This window comes from Paraburkholderia fungorum (assembly GCF_046027215.1).
Classification (GTDB): domain Bacteria; phylum Pseudomonadota; class Gammaproteobacteria; order Burkholderiales; family Burkholderiaceae; genus Paraburkholderia; species Paraburkholderia fungorum_D.
The window spans coordinates 1,189,675-1,205,748 of the sequence record NZ_JAQQEN010000001.1 but is presented as its reverse complement, the minus strand read 5'-3'; the positions used below and the strand labels follow the sequence as shown (position 1 = coordinate 1,205,748).

The 16,074-nt window shown below is 61.4% G+C and carries 11 protein-coding genes and 1 tRNA gene; 2 read left to right on the top strand and 10 right to left on the bottom strand.

The annotated features are described in order from the left end of the window. Window positions 1-13: 13 nt before the first annotated feature. The 8 genes from PQR27_RS05465 to acs all read right to left on the bottom strand — a co-directional run bounded on the left by PQR27_RS05465 (window position 14) and on the right by acs (window position 9,507). Window positions 14-550, bottom strand: coding sequence for a carboxymuconolactone decarboxylase family protein (locus PQR27_RS05465; protein ID WP_408522695.1), 537 nt, complete (start codon window positions 548-550; stop codon window positions 14-16). A 280-nt stretch (window positions 551-830) separates the two neighbouring features. After that, window positions 831-1,433: a hypothetical protein gene (locus PQR27_RS05460; RefSeq protein ID WP_408522694.1), complete on the bottom strand. Its 603-nt coding sequence runs from the start codon at window positions 1,431-1,433 to the stop codon at window positions 831-833. A 135-nt stretch (window positions 1,434-1,568) separates the two neighbouring features. Then, window positions 1,569-2,681 carry a hypothetical protein gene (locus tag PQR27_RS05455; RefSeq protein WP_408522693.1) on the bottom strand — a complete coding sequence of 371 codons (1,113 nt, stop codon included), beginning with the start codon at window positions 2,679-2,681 and terminating at the stop codon, window positions 1,569-1,571. A gap of 261 nt (window positions 2,682-2,942) precedes the next feature. Continuing rightward, window positions 2,943-4,298, bottom strand: a complete 1,356-nt coding sequence (locus tag PQR27_RS05450) for an epoxide hydrolase family protein (protein WP_408522692.1) — start codon at window positions 4,296-4,298, stop codon at window positions 2,943-2,945. Between the two features lie 622 nt (window positions 4,299-4,920). Then, a tRNA-Ser gene (locus PQR27_RS05445) sits at window positions 4,921-5,011 on the bottom strand. Window positions 5,012-5,071: 60 nt separating this feature from the next. Continuing rightward, the gene (locus PQR27_RS05440; RefSeq protein ID WP_408522691.1) at window positions 5,072-7,090 is read right to left on the bottom strand and encodes a sodium:solute symporter family protein; all 2,019 of its coding nucleotides are present in this window, start codon (window positions 7,088-7,090) and stop codon (window positions 5,072-5,074) included. A 4-nt stretch (window positions 7,091-7,094) separates the two neighbouring features. Then, window positions 7,095-7,454, bottom strand: a complete 360-nt coding sequence (locus PQR27_RS05435; protein ID WP_408522690.1) for a DUF4212 domain-containing protein — start codon at window positions 7,452-7,454, stop codon at window positions 7,095-7,097. Between the two features lie 70 nt (window positions 7,455-7,524). Then, window positions 7,525-9,507, bottom strand: coding sequence for an acetate--CoA ligase (gene acs / locus PQR27_RS05430; protein ID WP_408522689.1), 1,983 nt, complete (start codon window positions 9,505-9,507; stop codon window positions 7,525-7,527). A gap of 699 nt (window positions 9,508-10,206) precedes the next feature. Here acs and PQR27_RS05425 point away from each other — a divergent pair. Together PQR27_RS05425 and PQR27_RS05420 are read left to right on the top strand one after the other, a co-directional pair. Next, the gene (locus PQR27_RS05425) at window positions 10,207-13,005 is read left to right on the top strand and encodes a hypothetical protein (protein ID WP_408522688.1); all 2,799 of its coding nucleotides are present in this window, start codon (window positions 10,207-10,209) and stop codon (window positions 13,003-13,005) included. 218 nt (window positions 13,006-13,223) lie between these two features. After that, window positions 13,224-14,156, top strand: coding sequence for a DUF1521 domain-containing protein (locus PQR27_RS05420; protein ID WP_408522687.1), 933 nt, complete (start codon window positions 13,224-13,226; stop codon window positions 14,154-14,156). 156 nt (window positions 14,157-14,312) lie between these two features. Here the strand turns inward: PQR27_RS05420 and PQR27_RS05415 are convergent, their stop codons facing one another. Further along, the gene (locus tag PQR27_RS05415; RefSeq protein WP_408522686.1) at window positions 14,313-14,741 is read right to left on the bottom strand and encodes a hypothetical protein; all 429 of its coding nucleotides are present in this window, start codon (window positions 14,739-14,741) and stop codon (window positions 14,313-14,315) included. Next, complete coding sequence (locus tag PQR27_RS05410) at window positions 14,741-16,066, bottom strand: FliI/YscN family ATPase (protein WP_408522685.1); 1,326 nt, start codon at window positions 16,064-16,066, stop codon at window positions 14,741-14,743. Before PQR27_RS05410 ends, PQR27_RS05415 begins: the two co-directional genes overlap by 1 nt. Window positions 16,067-16,074: the final 8 nt, after the last annotated feature.

Below are 16,074 nucleotides of genomic sequence, written 5' to 3'. Positions count from 1 at the left end.
CCACTCCACGAATTTACGCGACTGCTGGAAAATCCAGCGTCGTATCGTTCACGCGGTTCACGAGGTTCGTGAACGTGATGGACGCGACAGCCAGACACACTTCAATGACTTGCTGTTCCGTGTAGCCGGCTTCGCGCACAGCGGCAAGCTCTGAAGCGGCAACCGTGCCGCGCGTGTCCACCAGCACACGTACGAAACGCACCAGCGCATCGCGCTTCGCGTCACCGGTCGCGCTACCTGCGCGAACCCGCTTCATCACTTCCGGCGAAAGACCCGCGAACTTACCCATGAGGGTATGGGCGGCGACACAATAATCACAACCAGCGACTTCGCTGACAGCGAGCTTGATCACTTCAATATCGGCCTTCGCGAGGCTGCTGCTACCGACTACGCCATCAAGAGACAACAGCGCACCGAGCGCTGCAGGGCTGTGCGTTCCGACCGTAGCATACGCATTCGGCACCTTGCCGACTGCCTTTCTGATTTTCGCGTAGATGTCTGCGGCGGCGCCAGTGGCGACTTCCGGGCTGATCGTAGTGAGACGGGACATGATGGACTCCTTGACTCCGGGTTGAGTTGCTAGCCATGTCGTATGGCATGGAGGTCAGTTTAGAGAGCCCGGTCACTTTGCTTAATGCCCCAAACGTGCGGATTCATGCTCGAACGTATCAACAGGGGCTATCGAGCCGCGGTGTCGGCACAGACGCGGCTTGCACATCGTCAACTTACTTTTCGACCCGCCGCCAGTGCAGTTTGCTTTAGGTTGTCGAAGAACATTAGCAACGCCAGTGAGTGCGGCGCGCACACTCATCTAATTCTCCGCTCCTGGTTTAACTGATTTTCTGCCAGCCCTTTTCAGTTTTCCTGTATGTAAAGGTGACTTGGCGCGGAATTTTTGTACTAGCAGGAGTCCCCTGTCGGATATTGTAATCGCGCAATACATTGGTCGTTAAGTATGTCGCAGAAACCAGCAACTCGGAATCATCCTGAAAATCTTTATTCCCTCGAATGTAATCAACAATCGCCGGAAAGTTTTTATACGAGTCCAATTCTGCCTTGACATCAGGCGCATCCGACGACATGCCCGAAAGCATCGAAGTAAGACCAACCTGCACAACCAACGCAGAACGGTCCGCCTTTGGCATACCCTTGATTTCCACCACACTCTTTTTCAAAAGAGCGACGACCAGATTCGGGTAATCAACCGTTGTTACCAGATTATAGGTGAAGTGGATTTTGTACTCTCCGCCCTCATCCCATCCGTTTTCGCGCACCAGATCAGCAACGGAAAAAGCCGCCTCGCTTGGAATATCCGCCCTCGCAACCTCCTCGGCATCCTTTTTTGCATCACTGGAGCTTGGTTGATTTGAACATCCAACCAGCACGGCTAAAAAAGTGAGGAGGAAAAACACGGCCCTTATTCTTGAATTCATGTCTATTTGCTCGCCGAATTATTTATGAAATTCTGGAATTGATGAGATTTATATCAATTCGATATTTGCACCACGCACACTCCTCAAATCGCGCCCAGACCATCTCGAGCGGGATTTGAGGTTCTAATGCAGATTTTATTTCGACAGAACAGCCTCGCCAATTTTGCCCGGGTATTGGCCCTGCTTCTCGGCCTCAACAAATTCAGTCAAAAAGAATTTCATTTCGGTGTTGTCTTTTGCGAAGCTCAATGCAGTAGCGCCTTTGCTGTCCGGGGTCCCTGGATGGATGGCTGCAGCCGCCAGAAAAAGGCGAACCGTCAGGAAATCATTGCGGCGAGCGGCATCCACAAACTGGTCCTGGTCATAGAATTTGAAACCCATCGCTGTGAGTTCCTTGCGTGCACCCAGCAAAGAAAGGTCAACGCCGCCATCCATTTGCGCTTGTGCAGCCTGAGGTTGCGGCGCAGCAGCCACAGGAGCAGCACTACGTTGGGCTTGAGCCGCCAACTCCGCCTCGGTTAGAGGCGGAATCAATTTCGCCACGGCCTCCTTATCGGGTTCGTCGACCGGCAGACCGGGGGCGTCAATGCGCGCTACCAACGTGGTGGGAAGTTTCTTCTTGATTTCTCCAATATTTTCTTTGAGCTGACCAGCAATTCGTTCGCCGTCGCTACCACGAATTGCTTTCGTAATGCCATTAAACAAGCCACCAGTCAAAGACTCCGTCTTGCGTATGACGTCAAAAATCATTTCCACTTTCACGCCGCCCTGGAAGGCATACAAGCAGACGCGCAGCGTCTCGCGGTTGAAGTAAAAAGCGTTCTGCACCGGAGGGGGCGTTTTTGTGATTTCCGCGTAAGAGCCTTCGCACGAATAGTCGGTTGCAGGGGTTCCCTGAACAACAACCTGTTTCTCGACCGGGGAGCCCGGCCTGACTGGCAACGGCGACGGAATCGGGTGGTAATTCAAGCTCGTCGGAATGGCGAACTGGCTAATGGCGTCTTTTACCTGCTCCGCGGCCTGCTGCGGCGTCACGTCAGTGATGACCAGTTGCGCCTTGCCTGTCTGAATATTGAGTTCGTCTCGAATATCCTTTGCTTGTGCTTGAGAAAGCGACGCTGCCAAGCCAAGAAGAAGTACGAAGGTTTTTTTCATAATCACCATAAAGTCGACCAGGTTGAGATACGTGGCACTCTTCGAACAACGACCGCCGTCCGGTGCCGAAAACTCCGGCACACAGCGGCCCATGTTTTCAACGGGCCAACGTTTATATTACGGATCAAAGGAGAGAAACTTTAGGTGTGTACGACGAGACTGGCGACATACATCTTTCCCTGGGGCGGGGAGGCTTTGTGCGGTGTCGAAAAAAGTAAGCCGATCGCATTGCAGCCGTGACCTGCTTGCATTTGGTCACGGCTCTTTGCAACTCGCCACTGAAGTGCACCTCTGCTCGTTCGCCGCTTCGCATTGGTAGCCATGTGAGGCTTACGCAGATGCTTCCGACGACGGCTATTGACGCAGTGGCCTTAACCCCGCGCGAACCTCCTCGGCAAACAACTGCGGCTGCTCCCAAGCTGCGAAGTGGCCGCCTTTATCGAGTCTGTTGTAGTAAACGAGGTTGTGATACGCGCGCTCCGTCCAACTTCGCGGGGCTTGATAATTCTCGCGGGGAAAGACACTCACTGCTGCGGGAACGGACACATCGGCGGCAGCGAGGAAGTTGAAGTGAGACTCCCAATAGAAGCGCGCTGCGGAAATCCCCGTGTTCGTTAGCCAATACAAAGTGATGTCGTCGAGAACATCGTTTCGTGTCAATTCGCCCGCGGTTTCACCATTGACGGTGTGCCCGAACACAGCGGAGGTTAGCGCCGCCGCGGGCTGCACATATCCGTCACCGTGATCGAGGAGCCAGCCCGCCAGCGCAATGGGCGAGTCCGACAGTCCGTATAGCGTTTGCGGACGTGTGCCCATCTCGAGAGCATAGGCGCGTCGCTTCATCGCAGCGCTGGCTAGCTGCTCGTAAGCGTGCTTTTCGTCACTGGAAAGATCGGCGGGAGGCGGATCGCCGGCTTGAAGCGCCTTGCCGATATCCGGTGGAATGGTCGCAGGGAAGTTGACATGAATGCCCAATAGTTCCGGCGGCGCCTGCTTGGCCATTACGTTACAGACCACGCCGCCTAGATCGCCACCTTGAGCAGCAAATTTTTCGTACCCAAGCCGCTTCATCAGTATCACCCACGCGCGCGCCGTGCGTTCGGGGCCCCAACCGGTCGACGTCGGTTTGCCTGAAAATCCGTAGCCTGGCAAAGACGGAATGACCAGATGAAACGCGTCGGCCGCATTGCCGCCGTAGGCCGTGGGATTGGTCAACGGCTCGATGATTTTGAACTGTTCGATCACCGAGCCTGGCCAGCCGTGCGTAACGATGAGCGGCATGGCATTTCCGTGCTTCGAACGGACGTGAATGAAATGAATGTCAAGCCCGTCGATCTCCGTCAGATACTGCGGTAGCGAATTAAGCCTGGCTTCGCATTTGCGCCAGTCATAATCCGTCGACCAGTGGCGCGCCAATTCCTGGACCATGGCGAGCGGCACGCCTTGCGAATCGTCGGTGACCGTCTCGCGTTCAGGCCACCGCGTCGCCTTGATGCGCCGCCGTAATTCGACGAGTTTCGATTCCGGCACATGCACGCGAAGCGGACGAATAGCTGCGTTATCGCCGTCGGCCGATCGGGCGACTTGGGTAAGCGTCGAATTTGTTTCTGCGAACGCGAACTGGCTCAGTGAGCCCGAAGCAATGGCGGCAGCCGCTACACCGACGAAATGGCGGCGAGATGACGATTGGGGAGAGCGGTTGTCTGACATAAAACCTCCGATTGATTACAAATACAGCTTCATAGTCAAGGGCGACATGGCCTCACGAGTCGTCGAAGCATTGCGACAGGAGTTCAACGCCCGGTGACCGTATTGGAGCGCGCGGATATATCTCGCATGTGTCGAGAATGACGGCTTTTTGTGTGCATGTGTGTCAACTCCCGCTTCGGATAAATTGCGGTACAAAGGAGTGCTGTGTTCGCACGCAATGGTTTTGTCCTGGCGCTGCGCGCACATGCGCTCCGGTCAAAGACAGGGGTCAGGTCAACGTGCGGAAGGAATCGCGGACGTCCGCGATGATGGGCTATGGGTCTTCCCACGCCACATCCAGCACCACTACTTGCCTGCCTGGTTGACCAGCAGATAGAGCCCGCCACCATCAACGAGTTTGCGGGGTTTGTCGGAAGGTTTTGCTTTACGGATTTACAGTCCGGTCAGCGGCACGCGGGGGTATCTTGTGTTTGGGCAGGTGAGCGTACCGCCCAAAATATCCCTCGGCGTTCTGGATTGCAATGAACCACCTCGGACTCTATGGGCGAAAAAAAACCCGTTGAACCTTGAGTTCAACGGGCTTTTTTCTCCGAATCTTATCCAACTAGCTCGGAATATGTTCTGGCGGAGAGACGGGGATTCGAACCCCGGATAGGTTATTAACCTATACACGCTTTCCAGGCGTGCGACTTAAACCGCTCATCCATCTCTCCGGCGGGGAGCCGAATTATAGCAAACTTCGCGCCCTGCGCCACTCCCGTGCGTAAAGCCGCCTACGGATGCCGAATATAGTCCACCAGCGCCCGCGTATACGCGTCAGGTTTACGGTCGATCAGGCTCACGCCGATCGCCACCAGAAACCCCGCCGGCACGCCGAACACGCCTGAGCTGATGGGTTCGATGCCAAACCACCGCGCGCCCGCGAAGCCCGTCATCTGCGTAAAGAACGGATACGTCGATACGATGTAATAGATGCACACCACGAGCCCCGCCACCATGCCCGCCACGGCGCCAAGCCGCGTGGTGCGTTTCCAGAACACGCCGAGCACCAGCACCGGAAACAGGCTCGAGGCCGCCAGCGAAAACGCCGCGCCCACCAGAAACAGGATATTCCCGGTATTGAGCGACGCCACATACGAGGCGAACAACGCCACCCCCAACAGCAGAATCTTCGAGATCGTCACGCGTCGCTGGCTCGATGCCGACGGGTCGACCATGTGATAGTAGACGTCGTGCGACAACGCATTGGCGATCGTCAGCAGCAAGCCGTCCGCGGTGGAGAGCGCGGCCGCCAGTGCGCCCGCTGCGATCAGCCCGGACATCACGTACGGCAGGCCCGCGATCTCGGGTGCGGCGAGCACAACCATATCCGGCTGCATCTGGATCTCGCTCCAGCGCACGATGCCGTCGCCATTCGTATCAGCCAGGCTGATCAGACTCGGTTCGACCCGGCGCCATTGCGTGAGCCACTGCGGCAAATCGGCAAAGTGATGCCCCACCAGATTGCTCAGGATCTCGTACTTGATCAGCACCGCGAGCACCGGCACCGTCAGATAAAAGACTGCGACGAAGAATAGCGTCCAGCCGACCGAGCGCCGCGCGGACGCCACGGAGGTTGTCGTGTTGTAGCGCGTCAGGATATGCGGCAAGCTCGCCGTGCCAAGCGAAAGGCACAGCAGGAGCGACAGAAAATTGCGCTCATGAGTGCGTCGGTCTTCCTCGCCATTGGCAGGAAACGGTTCGTGCATCGGCACGGGCGGAGCGGCACGCATTAACATCTCGTCGCGGCGCTGGGTCCAGACGATCTGCGCGGCGGCAGCGTCGCGTGGAAACTGTTCGAGCGCCCGCTCGCGCTCCTTGATCTCGCGCAGCGGGCCGTTGTGGCGCCGCAAGTCCGCCACCTCCTGCGCCAAACGTTGCTTCTCATCGACGAACGATTGCGGCAACGTGTCGAGCCGTATCTGCATCAGCTCGGCGCGCCGCCGATAGTCGTCGCGCACGGTCTGCTCCGACGGCGCATCGCGCACCTGCTTCTCCAACGCTTCGACGCGCTCCATCAGACGGCCGTAGTTGAATTGCGGCACCCAGCCAAGACCGTCCTTATGCGCGATCATCGACACGGGAATCAGGATCGCCGCGATCAGGATGATGTATTGCGCCACCTGCGTCCACGTGACAGCACGCATGCCACCCAGAAACGAACAGACCAGAATGCCCGCGAGTCCACAGAAAATGCCGACTGCGAAGTCGACGCCGATAAAACGCGTCGCGATCAGTCCGACGCCCTGGATCTGCGCGACCAGATAGACGAACGAGCACAGAATCGCCGCCAGCGCCGCCAGCCCACGCACGGCGTTGCTCGAAAAGCGCGTGCCGAGGAAGTCGGGAATCGTGTAACGCGCGAGCTTGCGCACGTATGGCGCGAGCAGAAACGCCACAAGGCAATAGCCACCGGTCCAGCCCATCAGATACGCAAGGCCGTCATAGCCGGTTGCATAGATCGACCCGGCCAGACCGATGAACGACGCAGCGGAGAGCCAGTCCGCGGCGGTCGCCATGCCATTGAAGGCGGACGGCACGCGCCGCCCCGCCACGTAGTATTCGACCAGATCGGATGTGCGCGACAGCAGGCCGATCACCGCATACACCGCAATCGGCACGAACAGGAAGACATACCCGATCCATACGCCGGGGCCCGTGGTGCGCTCGATGCGCCACATCACATAGATGAAGAGCAGGAAGCCAAGCGTATAGAGGGCGTATGAACGGATCAGCCGATGCGTAAGCTTCATCGGCTCAGTATCCCCGCTCGCTGGACGCAGCGCTGGCGTCGGAATCGAAGGCGCGTTGCAGGCGACGATCCGCGAACTGCATCAGCACGATATAGACGACGATCAAGCCGACGTACAGCAGAATCGCGCCCTGCGCGCCGAGGTAGAACGGCAGCCGGAAGCCGCCGAAGCGCACCTGCGCCAGCGCGGGCGCGGCCAATGGCAAGACGAACGAGACCACGAAGCCCACGGTCATCAAGGTGGCGATCAACGCGAGGTTGAAACGCCAGTACTTCTGATGCGCACGCGCCATCGCTGCCGAGACCGCAGGCGGTTCGGGCACGGGATTCAGCGTAGCGTGAGAGGGTGGGTGCGGCGCGGCCATGCGCCTATGTATCAAAAAGCCACCGGACAGGCAATCGGGATTGACCGCCCGGTGGCTTCGAACCTCGGCGTCAGAGCGACTCGCCGAGCTGATCGAGAATGGCCGGGTTCTCCAGCGTGGAGACGTCCTGGGTAATTTCCTCACCCTTCGCGAGGGAGCGCAACAGACGCCGCATGATCTTGCCCGAACGCGTTTTCGGCAGGTTCTCGCCGAAGCGGATGTCCTTCGGCTTGGCGATCGGACCGATCTCCTTGCCCACCCATGTCCGCAACTCGTTGGCGATCTTCGCGGCTTCCTCGCCTTCCGGACGCGCACGCTTGAGCACGACGAAGGCGCATACGGCTTCACCGGTCGTATCGTCGGGACGGCCGACCACCGCGGCTTCCGCGACGAGCGGGTTCGACACCAGCGCCGATTCGATCTCCATCGTGCCGAGCCGGTGACCCGAGACGTTGAGCACGTCGTCGATACGGCCCATGATCGTGAAGTAGCCGGTTTCCTTGTCGCGCACCGCGCCGTCGCCGGCGAGGTACAGCTTGCCGCCGAGCTCGTCGGGGAAGTAGCTCTTCTTGTAACGGTCCGGATCGCCCCATACGTTACGCAGCATCGACGGCCACGGGCGCTTCATCACCAGAATGCCGCCCTGCCCGTTCGGCACGTCCTGACCGGTTTCATCGACCACCGCAGCCATGATGCCCGGCAACGGCAGCGTGCACGAACCCGGCACCAGCGGCGTGGCGCCCGGCAGCGGCGTGATCATGTGACCACCGGTTTCCGTTTGCCACCACGTATCGACGATCGGGCAGCGGCCGCCGCCGACGTTCTCGTGATACCAGACCCATGCTTCCGGATTGATCGGCTCGCCCACCGTGCCGATGATGCGCAGCGTGGATAGGTCGTAGCTTTTCGGATGCACCTTCTCGTCCGCTTCGGCGTATTTGATCAACGAGCGGATCGCGGTAGGCGCCGTATAGAACAGCGAGACCTTGTGCCTGGCGATCATGTCCCAGAAGCGGCCGGCGTCCGGGTACGTCGGCACGCCTTCGAACACGACCTGGGTGCCGCCCAGTGTCAACGGGCCGTACGTGATGTAGCTATGGCCGGTGATCCAGCCAATGTCGGCGGTACACCAGAAGACATCGGTGGGCTTCCAGTCGAAGGTCCACTTCATGGTCTGCGCGGCCCACAGCAGATAGCCGCCGGTGCTGTGCTGCACACCCTTTGGCTTGCCGGTGGAACCAGACGTATAGAGAATGAAGAGCGGATGCTCGGCGCCAACCCACTCGGGCGCGCACTGATCCGATTCGGCCTGCGTGAGTTCGTGCATCCACAGGTCGCGGCCTTCGTTCCATGCGACCTTGCCGCCGGTGCGCTGATAGACGATCACGCTCTTCACCGCGTCGCAGCCGCCCATGGCGATGGCTTCGTCGGCGATATTCTTTAGCGGCAGAGCCTTGCCGCCGCGCATCTGTTCGTCGGAGGTCACGAGCGCGACCGCGCCCACGTCGACCAGCCGCTCGTTGAGCGACTTCGACGAGAAGCCGCCGAACACCACCGAATGCGTGGCGCCGATCCGCGCGCAAGCCTGCATCGCGACGATGCCTTCAATCGACATCGGCATATAGATCACGACGCGATCGCCCTTCTTCACGCCGCGCGACTTCAGCGCGTTCGCAAAGCGCGACACCCGTTGCAGCAGATCCTGATAGGTGACGTTGGTCACGGTGCCGTCGTCAGCTTCGAAGATCACCGCGACACGCTCGCCGTTACCGGCTTCCACGTGACGATCGATGCTGTTGTACGAAGCGTTCAGTTGCCCGTCTTCGAACCACGTGTAGAACGGCGCGTTCGATTCGTCGAGTACCTTGGTGAAGGGCTTGTTCCAGCTGAGCGTTTCGCGGGCAAGGCGCCCCCAGAAACCTTCGTAATCGCGTTCCGCCTCAGCGGTCAGCGCACGGTATGCGTCCATGCCGGAGATCGTGGCACCGGCCGCAGCTTCAGCGGAGGGCGGGAAAACACGGCGTTCCTGAAGAACCGATTCAATCGCAGACATCGACAACCCCTTGGTGAAGATGAAACGTAAAACCTGTGCCGGCGCCCCGGGGGTGCGCCATGTGATGCCGCGCGCAATGATCTGGCGCGTGTCTCCTGAGCCACGGACAACGGGGGCGCGCGCACAGCGCCGCTTCGTCTGCGCAATCCGTTACTTGTTCGCACTCACGATACTGGCAGGAACTTACCCGGCACTTACACAGGCCGCCCAGTCCCGGCATCGCCTCGCGTCCGCGAAGTCTCCCATGTTAGCTGAAGCTCTCCCGCCCTGTCATGGACTTCACCCAGCCATGACATGCAAAGCGCACGGTCATACAGGATCGACACCCAGGGTTGCACCTGAGGTGTTTCCATATTCAGGCATCACAAGTGGCTTCATCCGCGAGTCCGGATCGAGCGGGCTCTCTACTGTGCATGGAAAAGGAGGATTCATATGACGACGACGTCCAGCAGCAGCGCAGCCGGCGCTACGTTGACAGCGCTGCATCGCGAACCGACCAGCGACACCGACCCACCGCGCGCGGCACCGGCACCAGCACCAGCGCGGCAGCAACCCGCTATCCGCGACACTTCGCCTGTTCCGCCGGATGCCCGCCAGGCGTCCGTTAGCAACCGGTACAAGCCGAGCGGCGACGAACGGTTGCCACTTGCGTCGCCGCAATCATACGTACGCGGCACAGACGTCGCAGTACATCGGTACGTGCGCGCGGCCGACAACCCTGCTGCGGCCTCGACACAGGCTTCACCGCAACCTGCCAATTCGCCGGAATTGGCGAAGCCTGCCACGGCGGCATCTTCCGCGCCGGGCTCCGGCGTCCCTTCGGGCGCCCGCTCGCAAGCGTCCTCCACGCCGCCTCTGCTGGCCGGCGCCACACGCGCCGAATTGGTACGCCTGCTTGACGCGCACGACCTGCAGACGCTTCCCAATGGGACCCGCCTGTCGCGCAACAACAATCAGGACCAGGAGAATATGGCGCGGCTCGGCACAGCCCTGGAGCGGAGCCTCACGGGCCAGCCGCCCGAAATCCAGCAGTTCGAGCAAAAAACCAACGACATGCAGGCACAGCTCTATGCGCTGCCGCGCGGCGAACAGGAGGCCTACGCGGGGGCTCTCGCGACCATCGATGTCGCGTTCCGCGACGGCAGGAACGCCGACGGACGTCAACGTGCCGATGAACAACTGTCGCTACTGGGCGAGGCGCTGCGCGCACGCTTCACCACGGCAGTCAACGATCCGGTCGAACAGGCGCTGGGCATGTTCAACCATCCGGTCGGCGCAGGCTACCTGACCCAGCCGGCCGACCAGCAGCAACTCGACCAGTTGACGCGGCTGCGCGACCAGTTCACCACTGCCGCGACGCCTGAAGCCCGCCAGCGCTACTTCGCCGAGGCCGCCGGGCTAAAGAACGATCTGCAGCACAAGGTCGCAACAGCGATCGAGCAGCATACCGCACAGGAAGCCGGCAAATGGCAGGAAGCAAATGCGGAAGTTGACCGGATCATCCACGAAGCCGAATCAGTCACTGGCAATCCTGGCAAGCGCTATGAGCTGATTGGCCGGCAGTTGTACAGCGCCAATCCGGGCTCCGGCCGCGACGACCTGGCAGACCGCCGGCTGCTGGCATTCACGCAGCGCATGCGGGACGATCCTGCGGTGCACGACAAGCTGGCCGCCTGGTCATTCGAGGCCGGTCGGAAGCTGAACGACTACGGTGTCGACGCTGCGAAAGACTATCTGGACATTCTGAATAATCTGCCGCCGGCCGGTCCTGACTATGTCCGCGATCTGGCGGACCAGTACAACGCCGTGCTGCATGACGCGTCCTACAAGGACTATACGATCACACCACGCGCCCGCGGGGAAAAGCTGGCTACGCAGATTCTCGAAGGCACCGCCCGTTTTCTGCTGGGCATGACACCGTTCGCGCCGCTCTCAGCGGTATTGGACGCACACTCGTCGCTGTCGGAAAACGCCCGGCTCGGCATCGACCTGGCTTCCGGCGCGCTCGGACTCGTGGTGGGTGAAGGCGCGACTGCGTTCGCCGAGCGACTGGCCGCAAAGGGTGCTTCCACCATCGCCAAAGTGGCTTCTGAAGGGCGCGCACCCAAGCCCCCGGTCCCCACGATCGACGACCCTATCGCCATCCCCTCAGCTTCATCCGCGCCGGCGGGCACGGCAGGCACGGACAGCGTGCAAACCATGCGGCCGCAGCGCCATGCGCATGGCCTGAATATGGACGCGGCCGTCGCCGAGACGTCGCAGCGCATCAACCGCGAAACACCGCACTTGCCCGAAGACTATGTCGTGAAGCTCGCGCCAGATACGCTGAAACCGGCCCCTGGCAAGAAAGGCATCCTGACGGACAACAAGGGACGGTTCTACATCACCAGCGAAGGGAAAACGTACTCCGCACGCTTTGACAATGAAAACGGCACCTGGCGCGTGTATCAACCTGATAACGCGTACCGGCCTCAATGTCCGGTCAGGCTGGATGCCCAGGGCAACTGGCAGGTCCACAACGATGTCGGGCTCAAGGGCGGCATGATGAATCCCGACGGTGCGCCGCCTCCCGGACCGGAACAGGCACCGCCGTTCGCGGAGGCTTTCCAGGTCTCCACGCCGGGCGGCGCACAAGCTTCCCCCGAAATGCAGCAAACGCTCAATCCGTCGTCGTGGCACTCCGAGGCGGATCGCTGGCCCCACGACCCCGGGTTCGTCAATCGATACAAAGCGGCATTCGACAACCTTTCCGGCGAGCAGCAACGAGCCATTAGAAACTGGACGTATCTTGACGTCAGCGAGACCTACTCGACGGACAGCTCCGGCTACGAGGACGTCAATTTTGACCTCAATCAGCAGTTGTACAGCCGCACCCATGAAAGTGACACGGCCAGACGCGCCCGAGCGTTGCAGACCGGTCTGAGCGGTCTGCCAAGGCCCGAGGGCGAGAGTCGCCTGATTCGCATCTCGGAGGTCCCGTCGGACTATACGGGCAGGTTTGCACCGGGCGACTACGTGACCAATTCGCCGGCTTTCATGTCCGCGGCCAGCAACAGCGAATACATAGAAGCAACGCTGGCGGACAGGGATTTTGTAGCGAGCCCTGGGCATGCGTTCGCCCTTTACGACATCCGGTCGCAGTCCGGGACTCCCTTTGTGCCACACATCAGCACGTTGGCCACGGGGGAACATGAATGGCTATTCCGGCCAAACACCGTATTCAGAGTCGATGAAATCGCCACGGCGGCTTCCCGGGACGGCTCGTCGACACCCCGCATCGGCATTCGTCTGACCGAGGTACCGATCAACACACCCACCTACGCGAAGAACATCCACACAGGCATGCAGGAACTGGTCTATCCGTCAGGAACAACACGGGCCTATACGGTGCTCCAACCGACCCGGACACCACCGGTCCGCCCGACCCCGCCCGACCCCCACCAGCCACCGCACCCGACGCACGGCGATCCCAACCAGCCAGGACCCTCGACGGCGTGACAGGCGCGCGGTCACGACGGGCGCCTCTCACGATAAGGCCGCCCGTCGCATCATGTGCAACACGTCAATCCGCGGGGCGGCGTGCAACCCCATATATAAGTAAGGCCCGCGGCCGCGGCACCGCCCCTACTATTCATGTGCGGAACCCACCTCATACCGTCGGCAACGCGGTTCCGACTGCACAGCCAGGCCGGCTCCATTACTTCAGGAATATCGACATGCAAGCAGCAACACAGATCAACTATCCACAAATCAACAGTCCTTATCTTTCGCTTCAGGGCAACATGAACGCCCTGTTTGGCGGCGGCGCACAGCCGCAGCTGTCGCGTGGCGCCGGATCCAATGGCAGCCGCAACCCGTCCGGGCAGATGTCGAATATGCTGAGCGGCTTCTCCACAGCCTCGTTCTCCGTCTTCAGCCAAAGCACGGGGAATGGCCAAAGCAGCACATTCTTCGCACAGGGAACCATCAGCAATCGCGGTCAATCCGCAAACCAGCAGCCGGCAAGCTGGGGGCGCAATGACAATCATGGCGACCGCAGCGGTTCAACCAGCGGCAACCGCTGCAACGACAACTCGCGCGGCGGCGACCGCACGCCGCCGCGCAACGACTGCGGCTGCAAGGGCTCGGGCGGGAGCGATCAGACGCAGTGGAGCAACACCACGGTTTCCAACAACAAGGCGAGTATCGATCTGGGCAACTACAAGCTCGACTTCAACAAGGCCGATTCGTCGATTGTCATGACCAACACGAAATCCGGCGATACAACGAAGATCTGGGGTGATCCACATCTCACCCAGCACGCCAACGGCGCCAACTCGTCGACTGCGATGTTCAACGGCCCGATGACGTTCATGCTGCCTGACAACACCAAGGTCACGGTCGGCACCCAGCCGGCCGCGAACAACAAGTCGGTCTCGTTCGCGGATCAGGTGACGATCACCCACGGCAATCAGGCCTACCAGGTCGCGGGTCTGAGCGAGCAGAACAAGGCGGGCCTCGACATACAGAAGAGCAGCAACGGCCGCGCGCTCGACGCCGCCACGCCGGACGGCTACACCGTCCAGGCCGCCCGCGATGGCAGCGGCTGGATCAATCCGGCCACCGGCAAGGAGTTGACGGCTGACGATATCAGGAAGGCCAACACGTAAGCGAACCGCGCGAGCGAACAAGCGCACTGCCCCATAGCGGGGGACAGCCACTGTAGCGAATGTCCCCGATAGATGCCGCACACACGATCGACAAACGTGTGCGGCATCAAGCCCGGAACAGGAGGGCAGAGGACTTCCTGTGCCCCGTCGTCGACGCTAGCCGTCGTCCCGGTCGCCGCTCGCCACGCGCGTGGCGGCCGCGCGCCAGCGGCGCTTTGCCTCGTCATGCCGGACCCGCTCGACGTTCCAGTCCCGCAACGCCTTTCCCGCTTCGTGGCGCGCCGCCGCATGGGCGTGCTGCGCGTCGCCCAGTTGTCGATGCAGTGCGGGTGTCTGTGCGTCGTGCGCGCGCAATGTCGCGTGCCACTGCCGGCCGGCGCCCTGGTCAGGTCTGCAGAACGCAAGCACGCGCTGCCGTTGCGCCGTGTGCCGTTCCAGCGCCGCAGCCTGTTCGGCCACCGCAGCCGCCGCCCGCCGCTCACCTCGGCGCGCATCAACCAGCCGACGAAGCCGGCGGCGCACCCGCAAACCGCGCACCCTCACGAGTAGCCGCCAGAAATCCACCTCCCGCAGCGCGCTGCGCATCACGCCAGGCGCCCGTCGGTGCACACGTCGTGCAACTGCGCACGGGTTTCGGCCCAGCGGCTGCTGCGGTCATACGGTTGCCGCAAAAAATGCTGGATCGCGGGGCGCTGGTCGATTGCCCGGTCCGTCTCGACGTCGTGACCCCGCTCGTATTCGCCGATCTGCAACAGCATCTCGACCTCCTCGTAACGCGCCAGCCAGTCGCGCACGCAGTTCGCGTCGGCGCGTTGCGCGGCATCCGTGACGCGGTTCATCAGGCGGCTGCGGCTCTTCAGAATGTCGATCGCCGGATAGTGCCCGGCCGCGCCCAGTTTCGACGAAAGCTGGATATGCCCGTCCAGCAGAGAGCGTGCCTCTTCCGCGACCGGATCGGACAGATCGGCCTCATCGGCGAGCACGGTATAGAAAGCGGTAATGCTGCCTTGCGCGGTCACGCCGGCCGCTTCGATCAGCCGCGGCAGCTGCGCGAACACGCTCGGCGGAAAACCGCCGCGCAACGGCGGCTCGCCGACCGCCAGCCCGAGTTCGCGCAAGGCGCGCGCATAGCGTGTCAGCGAGTCGAACAACAGCAGCACATTGCGTCCGGTCTCGCGCAACCCTACCGCAACCTGCGACGCAAGTTCCGCCGCCTTGATCCGTTCCGCTGCGGGACGATCGGACGTCGCGGCGATCACGATGGTCGATGCACGCCGGCGGTCGAGATGATCGTGAATGAACTCGGCCACCTCGCGGCCCCGCTCGCCGATCAGCCCAACGACGACCGCGTCGGCCGACGCGCCGTTCGCGATCATGCCCATGATCGTGCTCTTGCCGCCGCCGGCCGGCGCGAAGATCCCCGTGCGCTGACCGATGCCGCACGTCAGCAGGCCGTCGATCGCTCGCACGCCAGTGGCGAATGGCGTGCTGATGACCGGCCGTTCGAGCGGATTCAGCGTCGCCGCGAGGTTGCCCTGCGGGTCTTTCCCAGTCATCGCCGGCGACGGCATCGGGCCGCCGTCGAGCGGATGGCCGAGACCGTCCACCACGCGCCCGAGCAATCCCGCCGCGTCGACGCTGCCCCACGCCGACCCGCAACCCTGCACCTCGGTGATGTCCGACAGGCCGGCCAGACCGGCGAGCGGCATCACCAGCGCCCCGTCCTGCGCAAAGCCGACCACTTCGCCGTATTGCGCCTCGAACGTATCCGGGCGCACCAGCCGCACCTTCTCGCCAATGCGCAACGACACGCCCACCACCCGCGCAATCACACCGCGCGCTTCGACCACCCGGCCGCGCAGCGTTGGCGCGGAGGTCAACACCGGTACGCTGTTTCCGGACGATTCCATGATGTTCC